This is a genomic window from Streptomyces sp. MI02-7b (assembly GCF_033793585.1).
Classification (GTDB): domain Bacteria; phylum Actinomycetota; class Actinomycetes; order Streptomycetales; family Streptomycetaceae; genus Actinacidiphila.
The window spans coordinates 383,280-405,014 of record NZ_JARAWX010000005.1; the positions used below are offsets into that span (position 1 = coordinate 383,280).

General features: G+C 73.6%; 19 protein-coding genes. 7 read left to right on the forward strand and 12 right to left on the reverse strand.

The genetic code is table 11. The annotated features are described in order from the left end of the window. Window positions 1–26: 26 nt before the first annotated feature. The 4 genes from PV364_RS10815 to PV364_RS10830 all read right to left on the reverse strand — a co-directional run bounded on the left by PV364_RS10815 (window position 27) and on the right by PV364_RS10830 (window position 3,289). Window positions 27–497, reverse strand: a complete 471-nt coding sequence (locus PV364_RS10815) for a hypothetical protein (RefSeq protein WP_319659581.1) — start codon at window positions 495–497, stop codon at window positions 27–29. 291 nt (window positions 498–788) lie between these two features. Beyond that, the gene (locus PV364_RS10820) at window positions 789–1,526 is read right to left on the reverse strand and encodes a polysaccharide deacetylase family protein (protein ID WP_319659582.1); all 738 of its coding nucleotides are present in this window, start codon (window positions 1,524–1,526) and stop codon (window positions 789–791) included. Then, the gene (locus PV364_RS10825) at window positions 1,519–2,469 is read right to left on the reverse strand and encodes a DMT family transporter (RefSeq protein ID WP_319659583.1); all 951 of its coding nucleotides are present in this window, start codon (window positions 2,467–2,469) and stop codon (window positions 1,519–1,521) included. Before PV364_RS10825 ends, PV364_RS10820 begins: the two co-directional genes overlap by 8 nt. Window positions 2,470–2,473: 4 nt before the next feature. Further along, window positions 2,474–3,289: an SDR family NAD(P)-dependent oxidoreductase gene (locus PV364_RS10830; RefSeq protein ID WP_319659584.1), complete on the reverse strand. Its 816-nt coding sequence runs from the start codon at window positions 3,287–3,289 to the stop codon at window positions 2,474–2,476. A 200-nt stretch (window positions 3,290–3,489) separates the two neighbouring features. Here PV364_RS10830 and PV364_RS10835 point away from each other — a divergent pair, with 200 nt between their 5' ends. Together PV364_RS10835 and PV364_RS10840 are read left to right on the forward strand one after the other, a co-directional pair. After that, the gene (locus PV364_RS10835; RefSeq protein WP_415924539.1) at window positions 3,490–4,644 is read left to right on the forward strand and encodes an MGDG synthase family glycosyltransferase; all 1,155 of its coding nucleotides are present in this window, start codon (window positions 3,490–3,492) and stop codon (window positions 4,642–4,644) included. 36 nt (window positions 4,645–4,680) lie between these two features. Then, complete coding sequence (locus PV364_RS10840) at window positions 4,681–5,403, forward strand: class I SAM-dependent methyltransferase (RefSeq protein ID WP_319659585.1); 723 nt, start codon at window positions 4,681–4,683, stop codon at window positions 5,401–5,403. A gap of 296 nt (window positions 5,404–5,699) precedes the next feature. On the opposite strand, the gene PV364_RS10845 is transcribed toward PV364_RS10840, so the two are convergent. Further along, on the reverse strand, window positions 5,700–5,954 hold the full coding sequence (locus tag PV364_RS10845) for a hypothetical protein (RefSeq protein ID WP_319659586.1): 255 nt from the start codon (window positions 5,952–5,954) through the stop codon (window positions 5,700–5,702). 155 nt (window positions 5,955–6,109) lie between these two features. Here PV364_RS10845 and PV364_RS10850 point away from each other — a divergent pair, with 155 nt between their 5' ends. The 5 genes from PV364_RS10850 to PV364_RS10870 all read left to right on the forward strand — a co-directional run bounded on the left by PV364_RS10850 (window position 6,110) and on the right by PV364_RS10870 (window position 11,291). Then, on the forward strand, window positions 6,110–6,862 hold the full coding sequence (locus PV364_RS10850) for a 3-beta hydroxysteroid dehydrogenase (RefSeq protein ID WP_319659587.1): 753 nt from the start codon (window positions 6,110–6,112) through the stop codon (window positions 6,860–6,862). A gap of 434 nt (window positions 6,863–7,296) precedes the next feature. After that, complete coding sequence (locus tag PV364_RS10855; protein WP_319659588.1) at window positions 7,297–8,361, forward strand: iron-siderophore ABC transporter substrate-binding protein; 1,065 nt, start codon at window positions 7,297–7,299, stop codon at window positions 8,359–8,361. Between the two features lie 31 nt (window positions 8,362–8,392). Then, window positions 8,393–9,397, forward strand: coding sequence for an iron ABC transporter permease (locus tag PV364_RS10860; protein ID WP_319659589.1), 1,005 nt, complete (start codon window positions 8,393–8,395; stop codon window positions 9,395–9,397). Next, window positions 9,394–10,464, forward strand: coding sequence for a FecCD family ABC transporter permease (locus tag PV364_RS10865; protein ID WP_319659590.1), 1,071 nt, complete (start codon window positions 9,394–9,396; stop codon window positions 10,462–10,464). Before PV364_RS10860 ends, PV364_RS10865 begins: the two co-directional genes overlap by 4 nt. Further along, window positions 10,461–11,291 carry an ABC transporter ATP-binding protein gene (locus PV364_RS10870; RefSeq protein ID WP_319659591.1) on the forward strand — a complete coding sequence of 277 codons (831 nt, stop codon included), beginning with the start codon at window positions 10,461–10,463 and terminating at the stop codon, window positions 11,289–11,291. Before PV364_RS10865 ends, PV364_RS10870 begins: the two co-directional genes overlap by 4 nt. Before the next feature lie 35 nt (window positions 11,292–11,326). On the opposite strand, the gene PV364_RS10875 is transcribed toward PV364_RS10870, so the two are convergent. From PV364_RS10875 to PV364_RS10905, 7 genes are all read right to left on the reverse strand, one after another. Then, complete coding sequence (locus tag PV364_RS10875; RefSeq protein ID WP_319659592.1) at window positions 11,327–11,944, reverse strand: TetR/AcrR family transcriptional regulator; 618 nt, start codon at window positions 11,942–11,944, stop codon at window positions 11,327–11,329. Window positions 11,945–12,038: 94 nt separating this feature from the next. Further along, window positions 12,039–12,329, reverse strand: a complete 291-nt coding sequence (locus PV364_RS10880) for a hypothetical protein (protein WP_319659593.1) — start codon at window positions 12,327–12,329, stop codon at window positions 12,039–12,041. 179 nt (window positions 12,330–12,508) lie between these two features. Beyond that, entirely contained in the window at window positions 12,509–16,582 is a 4,074-nt protein-coding gene (locus PV364_RS10885; RefSeq protein WP_319659594.1) for a discoidin domain-containing protein, read from the reverse strand. 616 nt (window positions 16,583–17,198) lie between these two features. Continuing rightward, entirely contained in the window at window positions 17,199–18,278 is a 1,080-nt protein-coding gene (locus tag PV364_RS10890) for a MerR family transcriptional regulator (RefSeq protein ID WP_319659595.1), read from the reverse strand. A gap of 413 nt (window positions 18,279–18,691) precedes the next feature. Beyond that, a complete protein-coding gene (locus tag PV364_RS10895) occupies window positions 18,692–19,942 on the reverse strand; it encodes a cation:proton antiporter (RefSeq protein ID WP_319659597.1) in 1,251 nt (416 codons plus the stop codon). 2 nt (window positions 19,943–19,944) lie between these two features. After that, the gene (locus PV364_RS10900) at window positions 19,945–20,415 is read right to left on the reverse strand and encodes a cation:proton antiporter regulatory subunit (RefSeq protein WP_319659598.1); all 471 of its coding nucleotides are present in this window, start codon (window positions 20,413–20,415) and stop codon (window positions 19,945–19,947) included. 217 nt (window positions 20,416–20,632) lie between these two features. Then, a complete protein-coding gene (locus tag PV364_RS10905) occupies window positions 20,633–21,688 on the reverse strand; it encodes an aldo/keto reductase (protein WP_319659599.1) in 1,056 nt (351 codons plus the stop codon). Window positions 21,689–21,735: the final 47 nt, after the last annotated feature.

Consider the following 21,735-nt stretch of genomic DNA (forward strand, 5'->3'; position numbering starts at 1 on the left):
CGCGGTCCGGTTGAGGGCCCACCGGGTCAGCCGGTGAGAGGTCCGTCCCACAGCTGGTAGGTCGAGGAGTGCGGCCACCACGGCTTCCGGTTGAGGTAGCTGATCGTCAGCGTCGTGTAGCGCCGCAGATGCGGATCGCCGGGCCAGGCCACGTTGCCGGACAGCCGCACCGTGACCGCGAAGGTGTGGAAGGTGCCGGCCGCGCAGTACGGATCGCAGTCGTTGACCTCCTCGTACCCCGAACCGACGGCCGAGTCGCGGTCCCAGCTCGTCCAGTAGAGGCCTCCGAGGCGGTCGTTGCCGTCGCCGCAGGCGAGGAGGACGTCGCCCGGGATCACGCGCGGCTGCCCGAAACAGTTGACGAGGACGGTGGCGTACGTCGCGGCGCCCGGGCTGTTCCGCGGGGTGGTGGCGGAGGCCTGCGTGGGCGCGAGTGCCATGGCGGCGGTGAGGCCGGTGGCGGTGGCGGTGAACGCGAGGGTGCGGAGGAGTGGCATGGCGGTCTGCCTTCCTGGCCGCTGCCTGGTGCGGTAGCAGTCGGGTGCGAAGGTCGGCGGCGGGTCCCGCCGCCGGTGGTGCGTTCGCGAGGGGGCGTGACGGGTGTGACGGCCTCCTCGGGCGGCAGTCGTACCACTGCGAACTCACGGTCCTACAGGGGGCAGCGGCTCGCAACCCGGCCCCTTCGCAACCCCGCCGGGACCCCGATGACCTGCCGTTTCACCGGCGTTGGCCCGCGCTCGGATCCCGTCACGGTCCGCCACCGAACCGACGGATCCGGTCACTCGGCGTCACCGGTGCCCCGCGCCGCGCACCGCGTGGCCGGTGAGCGGACCCACCGTCAGCCCGGCGGCACGGCACTCCGCGACGAGGCCCGGCAGGGCGGCGAGGGTGGCGCGCCAGCTGCCGGGGGCGGAGGCGCGGTCGGAGTCGTGGAGGAGCACGGTGCCTCCGGGACCGAGGTCGCCGCGCAGCGTCCGCAGGACGGTGTCGGCGGTGGCCCCGGCCGTCCAGTCACGGCCCCACGCCGTCCACAGCACCGGGGTGAGGCCGGCCCGCGCTGCGGCGGCCAGCCGGCCCCCGGTGAGGATGCCGTAGGGGGGCCGGTACCAGCGCGGCACGCTGCCGGTCGTGTCGCGGACCGCCGCCGCGGACCGCAGCAGCGCGGCACGGTCCCGTCCCGGGGCGGGCAGCCAGGGGCGGGTGTGCGTCCAGCCGTGCACGGCGAGTTCATGGCCGCGGCGCACGGTCTCGCGGGCGACGGCGGGATGCCGCAGCACGCTCGCGCCGAGCACGAAGAAGGTGGCGCGGACCGACAGTTCGTCGAGCGCGTCGAGGAAGTACGGCGTGGAGCGCGGGTCGGGCCCGTCGTCGAACGTGAGGGCCACGTGGTCGGCGCGGCCGAGGCCGGCCAGGCCGGGGAAGGCCCGGCGGCGCAGCCCGGGCAGCCAGGTGGCGGCCGGGACGATGTGCGTGGCCGTGAGCAGCAGGGCGGCCGCGCCGGCCCGCCCGGCCGCGCTGCTAGTCATGGCGCGCCGTCCGTGCCGGGGCCGGCGTCCGCCCGCGCTCGGGCGTGTCCCAGCCCCCGCTCAGCGCGGGCGAGCGGGAGAGGCCGACGACCCCGGCGGCCATGAGGGCCAGGCCCGCGAGTTCCGGGCCGAGGTGGGTGCCGAGCGCGATGCGCTCGCCGAAGAGCACCCACCCCAGGGCGACGCTCAGCAGGGCGTCCCCGAGGGTGAGGGCGGGCTGCGAGGCGGCGAGGGTGCCCGCCCGCAGGGTGGCCTGCAGCATGACCAGGCTGAGCAGGCCGACCGCGGCAGCGGCGTACAGCTGCCAGGCCGTGACGAGCGCGCCCGGGCCCTCGGGAATGCGTCCGGTGACGTCCTTGATCAGAGCGGCGGTGCAGGCGAAACCGGTGGCAGTGGCGCAGCCGAGCACACCGGCCCGGGCCGCCGCCCCGCGCAGCGCGCGCCCGGCGAGCCACAGGACGGCCATCAGCGCGGCGAGCGGCGGTCCGGCGCGCAGCCAGCCGTCCGCGACGGCGGTGGGCTGCCCCTCGGAGGGCGCCGCGACGGCCAGGAACACCGCGAGTCCGGCGGCCAGCGAAAGGAACCACAGCCACGTACGGCCTTCCGGGCGACGGGAGAAGACGATGCTGCCCGCCATCAGGGTGAACAGCAGCTCGGTCGCCATCAGCGGCTGGACGACGGACAGCCGGCCCACCGCGAGCGCGGTCGCCTGCAGCGCGCCGGAGAGCGCGAGAGCGGCCATCCCGGCCGCCCACAGCGGACGTCCGACCAGGCGCAGCGCGGGCCGTACGCATCCGGGCACCCCCCGGCGGCCGGAACCGCGCCGCTCGTCCCGCCGCTGCGCGTCCTGCTGCAGGTTGGCCTTGCGCTGGAGCACCGAGGCCGCGCCGTTCGCGCAGGCCGCCAGCAGGGCCAGCACGATCGTCAGGACGTGCGCGTCCACCGTCTCATCCGTACTTGCCGGCCATCCGGCGGTAGACCCCGGGCAGCAGGCCGCGCACCATCACCGGCACGCGCAGCCAGCCCGGTACGTAGACCTCGGCGCGGCCCCGCCGCACCGCGTCGCTGACCGCGGCCGCGACGCGTTCGGCGGGCACGGGCCGCGGCCGGGACCGCTTGTAGGCCACGCCCCGGTGGGCGAAGAAGGGCGTGTCCACCACACCCGGGATGACGTGGGTGATCCGCACGCCGGTGCCCGCCAGTTCGTACCGCAGGGACTCGGCGAAGGTGCCGAGGGCCGACTTGGCCGCCGAGTAGACCGCCTCCTCGCGCACGCCTACGGTGCCGGCGAAGGAGCCGATGATCACGATGTGCCCACGGCGCCTGGCCAGCATCCCGGGCAGCGCGCGCCGTACCAGCTCCATGGCCGCCAGCACGTCCACGTGGAAGACCCGCTGGACCGCCGCCGGCGGCATCGACACGAACGGGCCGGCCCAGCCGATGCCGGCACCGACCACCAGGAGGTCGACGTGGCCGGTGGTGAGCAGGGCGTCGTGCACCAGGCGCCCGGGGCTCCCGGGATCCTCCAGGTCGGCCCGCAGGGGGGTGGCCGCGGTGCGTTCCGCGACGGCAGCGAGCCGCTCCCGGTCGCGGCCGCTGACCAGCAGGCGCCATCCGTCGGCCGCGAGGCGGTCGGCGACGGCGGCACCGATGCCCGACGACGCCCCGGTCACCAGCGCGACGGGGGCCGGCGCGCCGGGCGGAACCGGCCTGCCGGACAGAGCGCGGTCAGCGCTGATCGCTTTGGACGGGTGAGTTGTCATGGGCGTCGCTTTCTGTCGCTGCCACCACGTCGGGGCAGGCGTCGCTTCGCTTCCGGGAAACGTTTCCCTCCGTTTTCAGTAAAGCGCCCGAACGCGTCCCCGGCTCAGCGACGGTTCGCGCCCGGCGCGGTGTTTGCCGCGGCGGCACATCGGATACTCCGATACATCGAAGAGATCCGCAGGCCCGCGGAGGTGATCCGGTGACCGATGCCGACGTGACGCACCGAGCCCACGAGGACCCGGCGCGCCCTCGGATCCTCGTCATCAGCGCGTCCATGGGCGCCGGCCACGACGCCGTCGCCCGCGAACTCGGCGCACGCCTCGCGAACCGCGGCGCGTACACCGCCCGGACCGACGTCCTCGACCTGCTGCCCGCGCACGCGGGCGCGGCACTGCGCTCCTTCTACCGGGCCTCGATCCTGCATCTGCCGCTGCTCTACGCGGGGATCTACACCGCGTTCCTGCGCTCCGGCGCGGGGCGGTTGCCGGGCCCGGGAGGGCTCGCGGCGCTCGCCGAGGGGCGCCTGTCCGAGGTGGTCGAGCGCGAGCGGCCCGATCTCGTCGTCCCCGTCTTCCACCTCGCGGCGCAACTCACCGGGGCGATGCGGGACAAAGGCGTGCTGCGCGTACCCAGTGCGGTGGTCGTCACCGACTTCGACGTCCACCGGCAGTGGCTGCACCCCGGCAACGACCTCTACTGCTGCCTGACGGAGGACGCCGCACGCCGGGCCCGGCAGGCCACCGGACGGCCCGCCGCCACGACCGGCCCGCTGGTGGCGTCCCGTTTCCTCGCGCCCGCGCCCGGGGCGGAGCGGTGGCGTCGCTCCTTCGCGGCCCGCGCGCCCGGCCGGCCGGTCGTCCTGCTGTCGGCGGGCGCCTGGGGCGCGGGCACGCATCTGGCCGGCACCGCGCGGCTGCTGGCCGGGGCCGGGTACCTGCCGGTGGCCATGTGCGGGGGCAACCCGCGGCTGCGGGCACACCTGGCACGGATCCCGGGCACCGTCGCCCTCGGCTGGGAGGACGACGTCCCCGGCCTGATGGCCGCGGCGGACGCGCTCGTGGACAACGCGGCCGGGCAGACGGCCCTGGAGGCCCTGGCGACGGGGCTGCCGGTGATCGGCCACCGGCCCATCCCCGGCCACGGCAAGGCGGGGGTGCGGCGGATGGCCGCGCTGGGGCTGACCCAGTGGGCCCCCGACCCCTGGTCCCTCGTCGACTCCCTGGACCGGGTCACCGATCCGGGCCGTCCCCGTGGCCGCACACCCGAGGCGGCCGAACTGTTCGCCCACGACACCACCGATCGGCTGCTGGCGGCCTGCTCGCGGGTTCCCGCGACACTCGGTGGCTCCGAGTAGCTGCGCCTGAGCCCGCGTCATCCGTAGCATCGAGCCATGGCCACCCTCTGGGAGCTCATGAGCGACTGCATCCCCGACGACCACGCGCGGCAGGTCACCTCGCGCTACTACCTCGACGAGGCCATGAAGGCGAAGGGCGCGCCGGACCGGGTGGTGGACCTCGGCTGCGGGCGGGGCACCTCGGCCGGCCTGTTCCGGCGGCACGCCCCGAAGGTGCGGTGGGTGGGTGTCGACATCCGCGACTCCCCCGAGGCGCAGCAGCGCGCCGCGGGACGGGACCCGATCGTCTACTACGACGGTGTACGGCTCCCGTTCCGTTCGGGCACGATCCCGCTGGTCTACTCGCACCAGGTCTTCGAGCACGTCTCGCACCCCCGGGAACTGCTCGCGGAGATCAGCCGGGTGCTGCGGCCCGGGGCGGTCTTCATCGGCAGCACCTCGCAGTTCGAGCCGTACCACTCCTTCAGCCTGTGGAACTACACGCCGTACGGCTTCCGCGTGCTGGTCGAGGAGGCCGGGCTCGCCCTCGAGGAGATCCGGCCGTCGCTGGACGGGGTCGCGCTGATCATGCGGACGTACCACGGCCGGCCGCCGGAGTACGCGCGCTACTGGGACGAGTCGTCGCCGCTGAACACGGAGATCGACAGCTGGGCGAAGAAGACGAAGCGCCGCACGGCCCTGGTGAACCTGCGCAAGCTCACATTCTGCGGGCAGTTCGCCTTCCGGGTGCGGAAGCCGGCGGTCACCGCCGGCGGATGATCCGGCCCGGGCCCGACCCCCGCCGAGGGCGGTGCTCCCCCGCCGTACGTGGAGCCCCTGCCGGGCCGCGTTCGCGAAGAGCCGCACGACACGCTGGACCGGCCGCACCACCGTGCCGTCCGGCAGCCACAGCCGCAGCCTCAGCCCGACGTTCAACTCGCCCTCGGGATCATGGTCGTCGGCCGCCCATGCGCCCCCGAGGGTGCGGTGCGGCGGACGGTCTCGCCGACGCAGGCACCCGGGCCGAAGAGGACCTGCCCGGGGGCCGGCCCTTCCGGACAGCACATTTCGGTGCCTCAAGCACCGGGCCGGTCCACGAGGCGGCCGCCCGCGACAGCGGTGCCGTGGTCGCCGTGCGCGGCCATGAACCGCTCGACGTCGGCCAGGCTCGCGCCCGTGAAGTCCGCCCGGTAGCCGCTGCCGCGCGGGGACAGGGCCTCCCACGTCGCGAACGCCGGCAGGTCGTCCAGGAGCGAGGTCCTGGGCCTGGCACCCCGTCCGGCCGGAAGTCGACGGCGCCTGCGCTGTCCATGGGACCCCCCTGTCCGCACCGCGTGGCGACCGGACACTGTCCGCGGCCGCTGACAGCGCGGCCGCCCACCCCGGATGTCACACTCCGGCACGGCTGTCCCGTCCCACCGGTGTGACAACTTCCGCGGCCGGATGCCGCGGACCCCCTGAGGGGAAGCACGGGAAGGGCGAGGACATGCGCATCGCGGTGGCAGGCGGGACCGGCTGGGTCGGCCGGATGGTCGTGGAGTCCGTACGGGCGGCGGGGAACGTGCCCGTGGTGCTGGCGCGTTCGGCGGGCGTCGACCTCACCACGGGGGCGGGACTGGACGCGGCGCTGCAGGGCTGCGCGGCGGTGATCGACGTCAGCAACGTGACGACGACCGGCGCACGGAAGTCGGTGGCCTTCTTCGAGGCCGCCACGACCCGTCTGCTGACCGCCGGCACCCGCGCCGGCGTCGGCCACCACGTCGCGCTGTCGATCGTCGGCTGCGACCGGGTGGACTTCGGCTACTACATGGGCAAGCGGCGCCAGGAGGAACTGGTCCTGTCCGGCCCCGTGCCGAACACCGTGCTGCGGGCCACGCAGTTCCACGAGTTCGCGGCGCAGATGCTGGCGCGCCGGGGCCCGGTGATGGCGCCGCGGATGCGCTCTCAGCCGATCGCCGCGCGGGAGGTCGCCGAGGCGCTCGTACGGCTGGTCGGCGCGGCCCCCGCGGGCCTGGTCCCCGACCTGGCGGGGCCGGAGGTGCTGGAGATGGACGACATGGTGCGCCGGCTGGCCAGGGCCCGCGGTGAGCGCCGGTTCATCGTCCCGGTCCGGCTGCCGGGAGCCACGGGCAGGGCGCTCGCGGGAGGGGCGTTGCTGCCCGCGGTGGGTGGTTCCCGGGGGCGGTTGAGGTTCGCGGAGTGGGTGATGACGGGGGATGCGGGAGTGCGGGGGCATTGAACGGGGGTTTTCCCTGCCCGCCCTCCCTCCCCCAGCCTTCGGCCGGGGGTGCCCCCACCACCCCCGCCCCTCCGTCTCGTCATGCGCCTGATCCCTGGTGGGTGGTGATGGCGGCACCGTGCTCGGGCCACCGTCGGCGCAGCGCAGACCAGGTGCCCAGCCGTCACCGGCAACAGCACCCCCACCGGCCGGCAGTCGCCCGACTGGCCCGGGAGGGGGTGGGGCGGGGTGCCCCCGCTGGGGGACCTCCCAGCGGTAGCCGGGGAGGACCCCGGCGCGCCACCGACCCGCACGAGAGCGGACGGGGAAACGCCTGCCCGGACGGGCAGTGTCGCGGCCGCCGGGGGGGCGGGTTGACCTGGGCACACTCGCACCACGTAAGGTAAGGCTCGCCTAATGACGCACAGGCGAACCACAGCTACAGGAGCTACCCCATGTCTCTTCGGCACCGCGGCACCGCCGCCGTCGGCCTGGCCGTCGCCGCCGCACTGTCCCTCGCGGCGTGCGGCAGCGACTCCTCCGCGAACGGGAAGGAGGGCAGCGCCGCCGCCTCCGCGACGGCCGGTTCGGGGTTGAAGGACTCGAAGTCGGTCGCGCAGGGCGGTCAGGACTTCGCGGACGCCGCGGAGAAGACCGCCGCGCTCGGCACCGACGCCAAGCCCGGCCAGTGGCCGCGCACGATCAAGCACGCGATGGGCAGCACCGAGCTTCCCGCGCAGCCCAAGCGGGTGGTCGTGCTCGACGTGGGTGAGCTCGACAACGTTGTCTCCCTGGGGGTCAAGCCGGTCGGCCTCGCTCCCACCGAGGGGTCGCCGGACCTGCCGTCGTACCTGAAGAAGGACGCGGGCACACCGAAGAACATCGGCACGATCAACAGCCTCAACCTGGAGGCGATCGCCGCGCTGAAGCCGGACCTGATCCTGGGCAGCCAACTGCGCGCCGCCGCCTCCTACGACGAGCTGTCGAAGATCGCGCCGACGGTCTTCTCGATCCGTCCCGGCTTCACCTGGAAGCAGAACTACCTGCTCAACGCGGCGGCGTTGGACAAGACCGCGCAGGCGCAGGCGAACCTCGCCGCGTACGAGAAGCGCGCCAAGGAGCTGGGCGACAGGCTCGGCGCGAACAAGCCGACCGTCTCGATGGTCCGTTACATGCCCGAGGGCACGATCCGGCTGTACGCGAACGACTCCTTCATCGGCACGATCCTCAAGGACGTCGGCATCCCGCGCCCGAAGAACCAGGACATCGAGGACCTGGCGGCCGAGATCAGCGCCGAGAACATCGACCAGGCGGACGCCGACTGGATCTTCAGCGGTGTCTACGGCGACCCGAAGGCCACGGACAGGACCAAGGCCCAGGGCAACCCGCTGTGGAAGAACCTCAGGGCGGTCAAGGACGGCCACGCCTTCGACGTGCCGGACGAGACCTGGTACCTGGGGCTCGGCGTCACGGCCGCCGACGCGGTGCTGGACGACCTCCAGAAGTACCTGACGGCCTGACGGTCCGACGAGAAGGAAGTGAGCGCGGCGCATGTCGCCACCCACCCGCCGCCGTGTCGCCTGGCTGCTGGCCGGCACACTGATGCTGCTGGCCGCCATCCTGCTGAGCCTCGCCGTGGGCAGCCGCCAGATCGCCCCGGGCGAGGTGATCCGGGCCCTGGTGCACGGCGGCACGAGCAGTGACGCCCAGGTGGTGAGGTCGCTGCGGGTGCCCCGCACGGTCGTGGGCGTCCTCGCGGGCGCCGCGCTCGCACTCGCCGGGACGGTGATGCAGGGCATCACCCGCAACCCGATCGCGGAGCCGGGCATCCTGGGCGTCAGCCAGGGCGCGTCGGTGGGTGTGGTGTGCGCGATCGCGTTCTGCGGCGTGCACACGCTGGGCGGCTACGTGTGGTTCGCGTTCACGGGCGCGGCGCTGGCGGCGGTGGGCGTGTACGCCGTCGCCAGCGGAGGCCGCGGCGGAGCCTCGCCGGTCAAGCTCGCGCTCGCCGGCGCGGCGATGAACGCCTTCCTCGCCTCGCTGGTCTCCGGGATCGCCACGACCAACGCCCGTGCGCTGGACGAGTTCCGCTTCTGGCAGGTCGGTTCCCTCAGCGGGCGCGGCAGCGAGATCATCGGCCAGATCTGGCCCTTCCTGCTGGCCGGTCTGGTGCTCGTGCTCGCCATGGCCCGCGGCCTGGACGCGCTCGCTCTCGGCGACGACGCGGCCAAGGGGCTGGGCCACAACGTCGCCCTGCTGCGCGTGCTCGGCGCACTGGGGGCGACGGTGCTGACCGGAGCGGCGGTGGCCGCGGTCGGCCCGATCGCCTTCACGGGCCTCGCCGTTCCGCACATCGCCCGCGCCCTGGTGGGCACCGGGCACCGCTGGGTGCTGCCGCTGGCCGCGCTGCTCGGGCCGGTGATGATCCTCGGCTCCGACGTGATCGGCCGCATCGTCTTCCCGCCCTCGGAGGTGCCGGTGGCCGTCATGACCGCCCTGATCGGCGTGCCGTTCCTGATCGCGCTGGTGCGCCGCCGTGCGGTGGTGGCCGCGTGAGCCGCACGACCCCCGCACGGACCCGCCCGGCCGGGCACGCCGTCGTCCGCGGCGGACGTGCCAGCTTCCTCGTGCACCGCCGGTCGGTCGCCGTCTCCCTCGTGCTCGCGGTGCTGCTGGCGTGCGCGGTGGTGGCGTACCTGTGCGTGGGCGAGGCGTTCGTCTCCCCCACGCAGGTGGTCCGCGTCCTGCTCGGGCAGCCGAGCCCCGACGAGCTGGTGGTGGGCACGCTGCGCCTGCCGCGGCTGGTCGTCGGGCTGCTGGCCGGGGCCGCGTTCGGCGTGGCGGGCGCGCTGGTGCAGACCGTCGCGCGCAATCCACTGGCCAGCCCCGACGTCATCGGCGTCACGCACGGCGCGGGTGCGGCCACCGTCGCGGCGATGAGCTTCAACGCCGCCGCGTACAACGCGCTGCCGTACGTCTCCGTCGCCGGCGGCCTCGCGGCAGCGCTGATCGTCTACGTCTTCGCCTGGCGGCGCGGTCTGCACTCCTCGCGCTTCGTGCTGGTGGGCATCGGGGTGTCGGTCGCGCTCGGCTCGCTGACGCAACTGTTCCTCACCAAGGGCGACTACCTGGTGGCCCAGCAGGCCAAGGTCTGGCTGACCGGCTCCCTCAACGGCCGCGGCTACGAGGAGGCCGGGCCGCTCGGGCTCGTCCTGCTGATCGGTGTCCCGGCGGCGCTGTGGGCGGCACGCGCCCAGCGCGGCGCGTCCTTCGACGACGACACCGCGACCGCGCTCGGGGTGCGCCTGGACCGGGTCCGCCTCGGCCTGACCGCGCTCGGCGTCGTCCTGGCGTCGGTGGCGACCGGTGCGGCGGGACCGGTCGACTTCGTCGCGCTGCTCGCCCCGCAGATCGCCCGCCGGCTCACCCGCACGGCCCAGATCCCGCTGCTGTCCTCGGCGTTGACCGGCGCCCTGGTCGTCGTGGTCGCGGACCTGCTGGCCCGTCGCCTGTTCTCCCCGATCGAGCTGCCGGTCGGCGTGCTCACCGCCGCGGTGGGCGCCCCGTACCTGATGTGGCTCATCGTCCGCACCCGCAGCCGTACCGGAGGCACCTCCTCATGACCCGTACGCCCACCAGCCGCCTCTCGGCGCAGGACCTCACTCTGGCGTACGAGGACCGCACCGTCGTCGAGGGCCTGGACCTGGAGATCCCGGACGGCCGGGTCACGGTCGTCGTCGGGCCCAACGCCTGCGGGAAGTCCACCCTGTTGCGGGCCCTGGGCCGGCTCCTCAAGCCGCGCCGGGGTGTGGTGCTGCTGGACGGCACCGAACTCGCCCGTGTCCCGGGCCGGCAGATCGCCCGGACCATCGGCGTGCTGCCGCAGTCCCCCACCCCACCGGACGGCATCACGGTCGCCGACCTGGTCGCCCGCGGCCGCCAGCCGCACCAGAGGTGGTGGCAGCAGTGGTCGGAGGCCGACGAACAGGCCGTCGCCGACGCCCTGGAGCGCACCGACACCGCCGACCTCGCCGACCGCCCGGTGGACGAGCTCTCCGGCGGCCAGCGGCAGCGGGTGTGGATCGCCATGGCCCTGGCCCAGGACACCGACCTGCTGCTCCTCGACGAGCCCACGACCTACCTGGACATCGCCCACCAGGTCGAGGTGCTCGACCTGGTCCGCCGGCTCAACCACGAACGCGGCCGGACCGTCGTCGCCGTGCTCCACGACCTCAACCAGGCCGCCCGCTACGCCGACCACCTGGTCGCCATGAAGGCGGGCCGCGTCGTCGCCCAGGGCCCGCCGGAGGACGTCGTCACCGCCGAACTGGTCCAGGACGTCTTCGGCCTCGCCTCCGTGGTCGTGCCCGATCCCGTCACCGGCGGTCCACTGGTCGTCCCGTCGCGTACCTGGCAGCCGGCGCCCGTGCGGGAGGCGCGGACCGGCTGATCCCGCCGGACGTCCCATGACGCGCCGCACCTGCCTCAAGGACGCCCGGGACCGCCGTCGAACGCGGCCACGGCTTCGAAGAGGTGGAGTCCCTGCTCCACCGCGTCCTCGCGGGACAGCGGAAGGGTGCCGTCGGCCCAGTTCAGGAGGATCTGGTGGACGCCGCCCACGATCGCCAGGGCCATGACCGTGGTGTGCGTTCCCGGGCCCGGCCGGTCCTCCAGCAGCAGCGACTCCACCAGGCGGGCCAGGTTCCGCATGCCGCGTCGCCGCTCCTTCGCGGCCAGCGGACCGGCCGCGAGGGATTCGACCAGCTTGACGTGCCCCTTGCGGGGGTCGTCGGCCACGCCCGCGGCCAGCACCCGCAGCATGCCGCGGGCGCGCTCCCGGCGCGCTCCGGGGCCGGTGACGGCGGCGCGGCAGCGCGCGGCCTCCTCGTCGTGGATCTCCCGCAGGACGTCGGCCATCAGGGCGTCGAGGGAGGGGAAGCTCTCCGTGAAGTAGCGGTCCTGCAGTCCGGCCCGGCGCAGTACGGAACGGATGGAGGTGCCGGAGTACCCCTGCGTGTGGAACAGGTCGAGCCCGGCGTCCATGAGGCGCCGGCGCCTCGCCGACATGCGTTCCTCGGCGGTCATTCCGTCATACGTTCGCATACCACCAGATCCCTCGGGCCCATCCTATGCGGGCCGCCCGCGGGTCGCCCCGGCCGAAGCGGCAGGGGCCGGGGCCATCCGGCGGCACGTGCCCTCAGACGCGGGAGGCGGGGCTGTCGAGGTACGCCCACCCCAGCGGGTTCCAGCGCAGCCGGTGCACCTCGACCCCGTCGATCGCGGCGTTCGCGCGCGCCGCGCACTCGTACGCCCCGGTGGCCCGGGTCGCCGCGATGTCCACCGCGTCCCGGGCGTCGGCCGCCTCGCCGACGACGTAGTAGTGGCAGCCCTCGGCGCCCTGCGGCGTGCTGAAACGGAAGCCCACGAGCCATCGGTCTCCGTACACGGCCGACCTCGGCCGGTCCTTCGATGCGACGGTGGCAAGCATCGGCACTGCGCTCCTCGGTCATGTGGTCACGGGGGCGGCTCCGGGCCGCTCGATGTCCAGTTCACCACCTGGAGGGCCCCGAGCATCGCCTTCTTTCTGGCCTCGCTCTACCTGGGAACGGCAGTACCACCCTCCGGGGGCCGGGCCGGAGCCCCGCCCCCGGAGGGTGGCCGGGCGCCTCAGGCGGCCCGAACCGTCGTCCGCGGGACGTTGTAGCCGTCCACCCGCAGGGCCGGGCGGCCCGAGGGCAGGGCGTGCCCGGGCCACGACAGGGTGAGGGTGCGCGACTCACCGGGCAGCAGCCACAGGTAGTTGTCGCCGTACAGGGTCGGCAGCACCCGCTCGCCGCTCCCGGAGTCCACGAGCGACAGCCGCACCATGGCCGCCACCGACGAACCGCGGTTGGTGACCGTGGCGGTCAGCTCACGGCGCTCGCCGGAGCGGGTGACCTTGCCGGCCGTGGCGGTGACCCTGGTGCTGTGCGCCGAGTTGAGCGCCCGCATGGCGGACGGCTCGCGGTAGCGCCAATAGGTGTTCTCCGACAGCACGGTGCCCCCGCGCTCCATCCGCAGCCGGAGCAGGTGGAAGTCCGGCAGACCGTCCTCCCACCCGGCCGTGAACGCCTCGGTGGTGCCGGAGGAGGCCACGTCGAGCGTCGTGCGCACGGTCTTCCCGAGCTGGCGGCCGTCGAGGTCGAGCAGTCGCGCCGTGACCGTGACGCCCTTCAGCACACGGGCCGTGTGGTTGACCGCGAGGACCTGCCAGGAGCCCGGCACGGCCTGTACGTGGACCGCCTCACAGGCGGAACGGGCGCCGTAGTAGGTGCCGTTGACGTCGAAGTCGTAGTCGTACGTCTGCCACACGGTGCTGTGCCACGCCGGGTGCGACATCCACAGCAGCAGGCCGGTGGCGTCGTCCCAGAGATTGGCGTTCCACGCCTCGAACATCGCGCGGGTGTTCTCGTAGTTGACGAACTGCGCCTTGCGCGTGAAGTCCTCGAGGTCGCGGGCGGTGTCGAGGCGGGCCTCGATCGCGGCCTGGTAGTTCTGCGGTGCCTGGTTCCCCCGCGTGCTCCAGTCGTGGTAGAACCACGCGCGGCCGACGGGCCACTCCGGCTCGGAGCCGACCAGGTTGCGCATGCTCTCGGCGGTGGACACCACGGGCATGCCGATCTCGGTGTGGAAGCCGAAGTTGCCGCTGCCGTACGTGGACGCGGAGAAGTAGCGGTCCGGGTCGACCCAGCCGTAGGGGCCGCCACCGGTGACGATGCCGCCCGCGGAGTTGTTCTGGTAGAGGATGCCGGGCGCCTCGTCGTGGACGGCGTCGCGCATGCCGTCGTCGATCGCCCCGGGCGGGTTGCCCTCGTTGGCGCCGCACCAGACGACGACACTGGGGTGGATGCGGTAGCGCAGCACCGTGTCACGGGCCAGGGAGTTGAACGCGTCGTGGTTGGGCGGGTCCATCGCCCAGGCGTTGGGGAAGTCGTTCCAGACCAGCAGGCCGAACTCGTCGCAACCGGCGTAGAACTCCTCGCGGTTGCTGCTGGCGACCCAGTTGCGGATCATGGTGAAGTTCATGTCGCGGTGCATGCGCAGCGCCGCGTCCATGCGCTCCTCCGGCATACGGCGCAGCAGTTCGTCCCAGCCCCAGTTGCCGCCGCGGCAGAAGACGCGCACGCCGTTCACGCTGATCTTCAGCGGGTCCGGGGTGTTGTCGACGGACGTCACGTCGGTCCAGCTGTCGCCGTCGTCGGAGACCTGGACGGTGAACGTCTTCGGGTAGGCCTGCTCCCAGACGACGGCGACCCGGTCGAAGGAGACCGAGGAACCCAAGTCCACCTGGATCCACTGGTTGTCCGCGTACTCCGAGGACCAGCGGGTGCCGGGGTCGCCGTCGGTGGCGTTGGAGGCGGGGTTCGAGGAGTCCTCGGTGGACGCGGTGGCCTTCTTGCGGAAGGCCAGGTCGGTGCCGGGCACCGAGCTGTCGACCACGGACAGCGTCCACAGCGAGTTGCCCCAGCTGGTGGCCCGCGCACCGCACTGGAGGCGGACGTAGCGCGCGGTCAGGGCGGCGAAGTCGACGTTCTGCAGACTGGCGGCGCCGCTCTGGAAGGGAAGCGGGACCGCGCCGTTGTCGATCGACTTCGCGTCGGTCCACGCGTCGCCGTCGTCGGAGAGCTGGACCACGAAGGTCTTGGCGTAGGCACGCTCCCAGGTCAGGTCGACACGGTCGAAGGAGACCGACGCGCCCAGGTCCACCTGGATCCACTGGTCGTCCTCGAACGACGAGGACCACCGGGTGCCGGCGTCGCCGTCGGTGACGTTCGTGGGCGCGTTGGCCGCGTCGTCCACGGAGGAGGCCGAGGCGTCCTTGTGCAGCGCGAGGTCCACGTCGGGGACGGAACTGTCGACCACCGCCAGGCCCCACAGCGACGAACCCCAGCCGGTTGCCCGGGTGAGGCAGCGGACCCGCACGTGGCGGGCCTTGCGGCGGCCGAGGTCGACGGACTGCGTGTAGGAGTCGCTGCCGGAGGTGAAGCGCAGCGGGATGTCGTAGTCGTAGCCGAACTGGCGTATGCCGAAACGGGTGGTGCGGCGGTCGCTCTCCGCGCCGCCGACCGTGGCCACGAGGGTCAGGTCGTGCAACGTGGGGCTGCCGTAGCCGTTGGGCCACCACAGCTCCGGGTCGCGCAGGCGCAGCCGCGCGTCGGTGGCGGGGCTGAAGACGACGTCGGTGCTCTTGCCCGCGGGGACCGTGACGGTCCGGGACACCCGTACGCCGCAGAGCGAGGCGCTGACGGTGACGCTCCGGTCGGCGGTGTCGGCGTTGCGCACCGGGACGGTGATCGTCAGTTCGGCCGTGCCGGTGTCGGGCAGGTCGGGGAGGACGGTGTCGACCCGGGGGTCGCCGATGACGGCGTGGCCGGTCGAGCGCAGGCGTACGTGGTTCCAGATGCCGGCGGCCCGGTCGCGCACGGCCGGCATCCAGTCCCAGCCGGAGGAGGCGAGGTAGGTCGGCGAGTTGCGGTTCATCATGGTCGCGCCGGCGTCCACGAAGGCCAGGCCGGCCTGGCCCTTGTCGCCGGGGCTGCCGGGGAAGGGCATCGGCGTGATGCGCACGGCGAGCGCCTGCTCGCCGTCGGCGGCCAGGTGCGCGGTGATGTCGGTGGCGGACCGGGCGAAGGGGAACTCCATGGCGGCCACGGACGCGCCGTTGAGCCAGATGTCCGCCTTGTGGTTGATGCCGTCGAACTCCAGCCAGATGTGGCGGCCAGCGCCCGTGCGCAGCGAGCGCGGCAGGCGGAACTCGCGCCGGTACCACCAGGCGTGGCGGGACAGCGCCTCGGGGACGTGCAGGTTGTTGAACCCGGCGACCGGGTCCGGCAGTTTGCCCTGCTCGACCAGTGAGCCCAGGACCGTGCCGGGCACGGTGGCGGGCAGCCAGCGGCTGGTGTCGACGTCGGCGCGGGACAGGTCCGCGCCCTCGGCGCCGGCCCAGTCGTCCATGGTCAGGGTCCAGCCGGACTCCAGCGGCACGGTCCCGTCGGCGGCGGCCTCCAACGCCGGCGCCTTGTGGTCGTGGACACCCCAGTCGGTCCAGCCGGTGGCCTCCGGGCGGTGGCCGGGCGCCCGGCCGTGCACCTCGAAGCCGTTGAGGCCGAGGGGGTTGGCGTTGGAGCGCTTGTGCACGGTCAGCCGGACCCAGCGGGCCGTGACCGGCCGGGCGAGCGTGATGTCGACGACGCCGCCGGTGCCGGAGTCGGTTCGGTGGACGGCCGTCCACGTGCGGTGGTCGCGGGAGGTCTCGACGACGAAGTCCACGGCACAACTGGACAGGATCTCCTGGCCGGTGGTGCTGTCGCGCGGGTTGCCGCTGGTCGACGGGACGAACGGCGGGTCGTCGATCGTGGCCTCGAAGGTCAGGCGGACGGCGGTGACCTCGCAGTCGGCCTCCAGGTCGACCGAGATCCACTGGGGGTCGCCGTCCGCCGCGCGCCATCCGGTGCCGCGCACGCCGACCGCGTTCAGCCGGTCCACCGCGAACTCGCCCGGCGTCGGGGCGTAGTCGGTGGACGACACCGCGACCGGGCGGTGGGCCGCCAGGTCGCCGGCGGCGGTGGGGCCGCCCGTCCGGGTCTGCTCGGCGGCACGGGCGGTGCCGGGGAGCGCGACGCCGATACCCAGGCTCGCGAGGAGTGTGGTGCCGGTGGTGACGACCGACCGGCGGGAGGGGTGGGACGACTGAGTCGACATACGCAATTGGTCCAATCCGGGCACCCGGTGACGGGTAGGTAGACGGCCCGGTCCGCTCGGGCCGCCTGACAACGTTGCCATCTGACAACGTTGCCATAGGCTGTAATCCCCCGGAGCCGCTGTCAAGGGGTACGGCAAAAACCGGACGTACCGGCGGCCCGGCGAGAGCGTCCGGCCCGGCGGGTGGCGAGCCGTTGACCCGCGTCGCGAGGTGGCCGAAAGACCGCGCATGGCCGGAAGGGGACAACCGGCGCCCGGGGCGCCGTCGTCCACCGTTCCGCCCACCACCCCGCCGGCATCGGCCGGCGGGCGCCACCCGTGACACATCTCCCCCTCTCACCTGGGCCTTTACGGCGGCGGTCCGCCGCGGGCCGGCCCTCCCCCGCCCCGCCCCCGGCTGTCCCGCCACGGCCGCCCGTATGCCGTGCGACCCGCTCGCGAACCGGCGGTTTTCAGCCACACACGCCGGTGTCCGGGCACGGCACCCGGGGCGCCGGAGGGACGGCCCCGCCACGGCGCGCCGCGCGCGTTCCGGCGTTCGGGGAAGCACCTCGGCACCGGACACGGGGCGGAGCGGGGCGGGTCCGATGCGCCGCGAGGCCCGTGCCGCTCGCTCCTACGGCGCGAGCTCCACGACGTCCGCGACCACGCAGCTGATGTTGTCGGGCCCGCCGAGGCCGTTCGCGACGGCGACGAGTTCACGGGTGGCCTGCTCGGGGTCGCTGGTACCGCAGAGCACCTGCCGGATCTGGTCGACGGGCACGACAGCCGACAGACCGTCGGAGCAGAGCAGGTAGCGGTCGCCCCGCCGGGCGACGTGCAGACGCATGTCGGCGGTTCCGTCGACTCCCCGGCCCAGGGCTCGCAGCAACAGCGACCGCTGGGGATGGGAGGCGGCTTCCTCCGGGGTGAGGCGTCCTTCGTCGACCATCGACTGCACCATGGTGTGGTCGTGTGTGACGTGGAACAGCTCGCCGTCACGCAGGAGACAGACGCGGGAGTCGCCGATGTGGACGAGGGCCAGCTGCGATCCGGTCCACAGCATCGCGGTGAGTGTCGTGCCGGCTTCTTCGGGTGAGGAACCGGTCCCGACGGCGCCCTCCACGGCCAGCTTGGCCTGTTCGACGGCCTCTTCGAGGACGTTCAGGAGGTTGCCCGCCGGGACGCTGTCCGTTTCGAGGTACTTGAGCGCTTCGACGGCGGCCGCGCTGGCGGGGGCTCCCGCACGTCCGTAGCCGTCGGCGACGGCGAGCAGACGGGACCCGGCGTAGGCGGTGTCCTGGTTGCTCTCGCGGACCAGGCCCGGGTCGGACAGGGCGGCGTAACGGATGCCGAGGGGCTTGCTGTTCGGGGACAAGGCGGGGTCCTTCCGCGACAGATGGTCGACGAGGAAGGACGCGAGATCGCGCCGCGCGGCGGTGTCGGCCTCGACCTGGGCCCAGAACGCGCGGATCTCCTGCGCTGCCGCGGCCGGCTCCAGCGTGGTGACGTGCCGGATGCGGGCCAGGGGCATTCCCAGGCGCCGGAGCCAGGCGACCAGCCGGGCCTGGTCCAGTTGTTCCGGCGCGTAGAGGCGGTAGCCGGTCGCCGGGTCGACGCGAGCGGGGGTCAGCAGGCCGAGATCGTCGTAAAGGCGCAGTGCCTTGGGCGACAGGCGGGACGCCTTCGCGAACGTCCCGATGGTCACAAACCCCATGCTCGCTCCTCCTCGTACCGAGCACATTGCCCGGTCCGACCGATGGTGCGGCCTCCCCCGAGGTGAAGGTCAACCATCGGGGCACCGACCGCTCCTCCGCGGGGCGGTCGGGCCGGCGCGTGACCGTGGCGCGCTCCTGGCCGCTCCGGCCTGGGCGGGACCGGCCGGAGGAAGGGGCCGGCGGTCGGCCGGCGTGGAACTCAGGTCTCGGCCGATGCCGTCCGGGCCGCCGCCCGCCGGCGGCCTGTCCGCGGTCGCCGCGAAGGGGATCGCCACCCGCCACGGGCGGGCGGAGCGCGCGGAGGCCCACGGGAGCGCGCGGTGCACGCTGGCGGGACACCCTGCCGCGCACCGCGCGCACCCGTAGGCCGGACCCGGTCACCGCCGAGGCGGCGCCACCGCGTCCGGAACCGTCAGCCCGACGAGCGCGACGCTCCCGCGGAGGTCGTGTCCGGCAGGTCCTCGACCGCCATCGAACGGTCGCCCTCGAGCGCGGCGGACGGGACGCGGCGGAACACGGCCCGCAGCGCGGTGACGGCGGGCTCGGTCCAGCGGGCGGCCAGGGGGCCGGCGATGACCAGGATCAGGACGTAGGCGGTGGCCAGCGGGCCGATCCGGGGCTGACTGGCGACGGCGAGGCCCGCGATGACGATCGAGAACTCGCCGCGGGCCACGAGCGTCCCGCCGGCCCGCAGGCGGCCGCGGGTGTGGATGCCGGCGCGCCGTGCCGCGTACCAGCCCGTCATGATCTTCGTGACGGTGGTGACCGCGGCCAGCGCGAGCGCCGGCAGCAGGACCGGCGGGATGGCGGCCGGGTCGGTGGACAGGCCGAAGAACACGAAGAAGACGGCGGCGAACAGGTCCCGCAGCGGCATGAGCAGCCGGCTCGCGCCCTCGGCGGCCTCGCCCGACAGGGCGATGCCCACCAGGAACGCGCCGACGGCCGCGGACACCTGGAGTTTCTGTGCGAACCCCGCGACGACCAGGGCCAGGCCGAAGACGACGAGCAGCAGCATCTCCGGGTTCTGCGAGGAGACCGCCTTGCTCAGCAGGCGCCCGTGGCGCAGTGCCAGGAAGAGCACGGCGCCCACGGTGCCCATCGCGATGGCGAGGGCCAGGCCGCCGGCCGCCAGGCCGATGCCCGCGAGGAGGGTGGTCAGCAGCGGGAGGTAGATCGCCATCGCCAGGTCCTCGATGACCAGGACGCCGAGGACCACCGGGGTCTCGCGGTTGCCGAGCCGGCCCAGGTCGGTCAGTACCTTGGCGATGACGCCCGAGGAGGAGATCCAGGTGACCCCGGCGAGTGCGACGGCGGCCACCGGCCCCCATCCCAGCAGCAGCGCCGCGGCGGCCCCCGGCACCGCGTTGAGCGCGAAGTCGACCAGGCCGGAGGGGTACTGCGTGCGCAGGCTGGTGACCAGTTCCGAGGCGCTGTACTCCAGGCCGAGCAGCAGCAGGAGCAGGATCACCCCGATCTCCGCGCCCACGGCGGTGAAGTCCTCACTGGCGTCCAGGGGCAGCAGGCCGCCGTGCCCGAACGCGAGCCCCGCCAGCAGGTAGAGGGGTATGGGCGACAGTCCGAAGCGGCCGGCGAAGCGCCCGATCAGCCCCAGTCCGAGGATGACGGCGCCGAGTTCGATGAGGAGTTCGGTCGTGTCGTGCATCCTCACTCCCCCGCCACGATCGCGGCGAGCGCGTCCACGCCCTCCCGGGTGCCGACCACGACCAGCGTGTCGCCGATCGCCAGCCGGAAGTCCGGCCCCGGGGAGGGGTGCGCGCTCGTCCTGCGCATGACGGCGACGATGGAGGCGCCGGTGCGGGTCCGCGCGCGGGTGTCGCCGAGCAGCCGCCCGGCGTACGGGGAGCGGGAGTTGACCGGGATCTGCTCCGTGACGAGGCCGATCCCCTCGGTGTGCACGGCCTCGAGCGGGGTGGGGTCCAGGAGACGGGCCAGCACGGCGGCCTCGTCGCCCTCCAGCGGTATCGACAACTGGCACGAGTCGGGGTCCTCGGCGCCGTAGAAGCCCAGGAAGCGCCGGCCGTCCTGGTGCACCACCACCGAGAGGTGCCGGCCCGCGCGGGTGGTGACGTCGTACTGCGTTCCGACACCGGGAAGGGTCGTCCGCCGAGTTCCCACTCTTGCCTCCCAGAGGTGGTTCCACGTCATGGATGCGTGGATTCGCGGTAGGGCGGTGGCACAGCCGTCGACCGTCCGGGCCCCACGGCACGGGTCCCCCGCGGCAGGCCTGGCCACCAGCGCGTTTTACCCTATCATTACGTTTCTGGGGGGCGGATTCATTCCCGCGGATGCCCCACGCCACAGTGTGACGCGGGGCACCCGAGCGTCGCGCGGGTCAGGCCACCGGCCGCAGCGGGGCGTCGACGCGGGAGGCGTCGCCGCCGCGCACGTCGTCGCGGACGCCGAGGATCGCCTCGTGCGGCACCCCGAGCGGGACGGCGCTGACCTCGGTCAGGCGGGTGTACTGCTCCGGGCCGAGCCGGACTTCCAGCGCCCCGAGGTAGTCCTCCAGCTGCGCGGCGTTGCGCGGCCCGATGATCGGGAGGAACGAGGTCGCCGCCCGCGCGGCGCGCTCGCGGAGCCAGGCCACGGACACCTGCGCGGGCGTCGCACCGGTCTCCCGCGCGATGTCCAGCACCGTGTCGACGACGGCGGTCTTCTGGTCGGAACTCTCGGTGTGCACCAGGGTCTTGAGATCGCTCAGCCGGCCCTGCGTGCCACCGCGGTACTTGCCCGTCAGCAGGCCGCCGCCGAGCGGCGACCACAGCGCGGCGGCCAGGCCCAGGCTCTCGGCCATCGGCAGCAGCTCGCGGTCGGGGCTGCGCTCCACGAGGCTGTACTCGACCTGGACGCCGGCGACCGGGGCCCAGTTGTTCACGTCGGCGAGCGTCGCGGCACGGGCCACCCGCCACGCGGGGAAGTTGGAGAGCCCCGCGTGCAGGATCTTGCCCGACCGCACCAGGTCGTCGATGCCGCGCAGGATCTCCTCGATCGGCGTCAGGCCGTCCGGGAAGTGGACCCAGTACAGGTCGATGTAGTCGGTGCCGAGGCGCCTCAGGCTGGCCTCGACCGAATGGATCATGTTCTTGCGGCTGTTGCCGGTCTTGGAGATGTCCTTCCGGGCCGCGTAGCCGTTGCTGAACTTGCTGGCCAGGACGAAGTGGTCGCGGTCCGCGGCGATGAAGCGGCCCAGCAGTTCCTCGGACTCGCCGAACTGATAGTTGTCGGCGGTGTCGACGAAGGTGCCGCCTGCCTCGGCGAACCGGTCGAACATGCGGCGGGACTCCTCGAGGTCGGCTCCGGCGCCCCAGCCGGTGCCGAAGTTGCCGGTGCCGAGGGCGTACTCGGAGACGCGCAGTCCGGTGCGGTGTCCGAAGGTCGTGTAACGCATGGGGAGACTCCTGAGGTGCGGGAAGAAGAAAGAGCGGGGTTTCGGGA

Coding starts and splice junctions, on each gene's coding strand:
- PV364_RS10815 (WP_319659581.1), bottom strand. CDS start 497: ATGCCACTCCTCCGCACCCTCGCGTTCACCGCCACCGCCACCGGCCTC.
- PV364_RS10820 (WP_319659582.1), bottom strand. CDS start 1,526: ATGACTAGCAGCGCGGCCGGGCGGGCCGGCGCGGCCGCCCTGCTGCTC.
- PV364_RS10830 (WP_319659584.1), bottom strand. CDS start 3,289: ATGACAACTCACCCGTCCAAAGCGATCAGCGCTGACCGCGCTCTGTCC.
- PV364_RS10840 (WP_319659585.1), top strand. CDS start 4,681: ATGGCCACCCTCTGGGAGCTCATGAGCGACTGCATCCCCGACGACCAC.
- PV364_RS10850 (WP_319659587.1), top strand. CDS start 6,110: ATGCGCATCGCGGTGGCAGGCGGGACCGGCTGGGTCGGCCGGATGGTC.
- PV364_RS10855 (WP_319659588.1), top strand. CDS start 7,297: ATGTCTCTTCGGCACCGCGGCACCGCCGCCGTCGGCCTGGCCGTCGCC.
- PV364_RS10860 (WP_319659589.1), top strand. CDS start 8,393: ATGTCGCCACCCACCCGCCGCCGTGTCGCCTGGCTGCTGGCCGGCACA.
- PV364_RS10870 (WP_319659591.1), top strand. CDS start 10,461: ATGACCCGTACGCCCACCAGCCGCCTCTCGGCGCAGGACCTCACTCTG.
- PV364_RS10875 (WP_319659592.1), bottom strand. CDS start 11,944: ATGCGAACGTATGACGGAATGACCGCCGAGGAACGCATGTCGGCGAGG.
- PV364_RS10880 (WP_319659593.1), bottom strand. CDS start 12,329: ATGCTTGCCACCGTCGCATCGAAGGACCGGCCGAGGTCGGCCGTGTAC.
- PV364_RS10885 (WP_319659594.1), bottom strand. CDS start 16,582: ATGTCGACTCAGTCGTCCCACCCCTCCCGCCGGTCGGTCGTCACCACC.
- PV364_RS10890 (WP_319659595.1), bottom strand. CDS start 18,278: ATGGGGTTTGTGACCATCGGGACGTTCGCGAAGGCGTCCCGCCTGTCG.
- PV364_RS10895 (WP_319659597.1), bottom strand. CDS start 19,942: ATGCACGACACGACCGAACTCCTCATCGAACTCGGCGCCGTCATCCTC.
- PV364_RS10905 (WP_319659599.1), bottom strand. CDS start 21,688: ATGCGTTACACGACCTTCGGACACCGCACCGGACTGCGCGTCTCCGAG.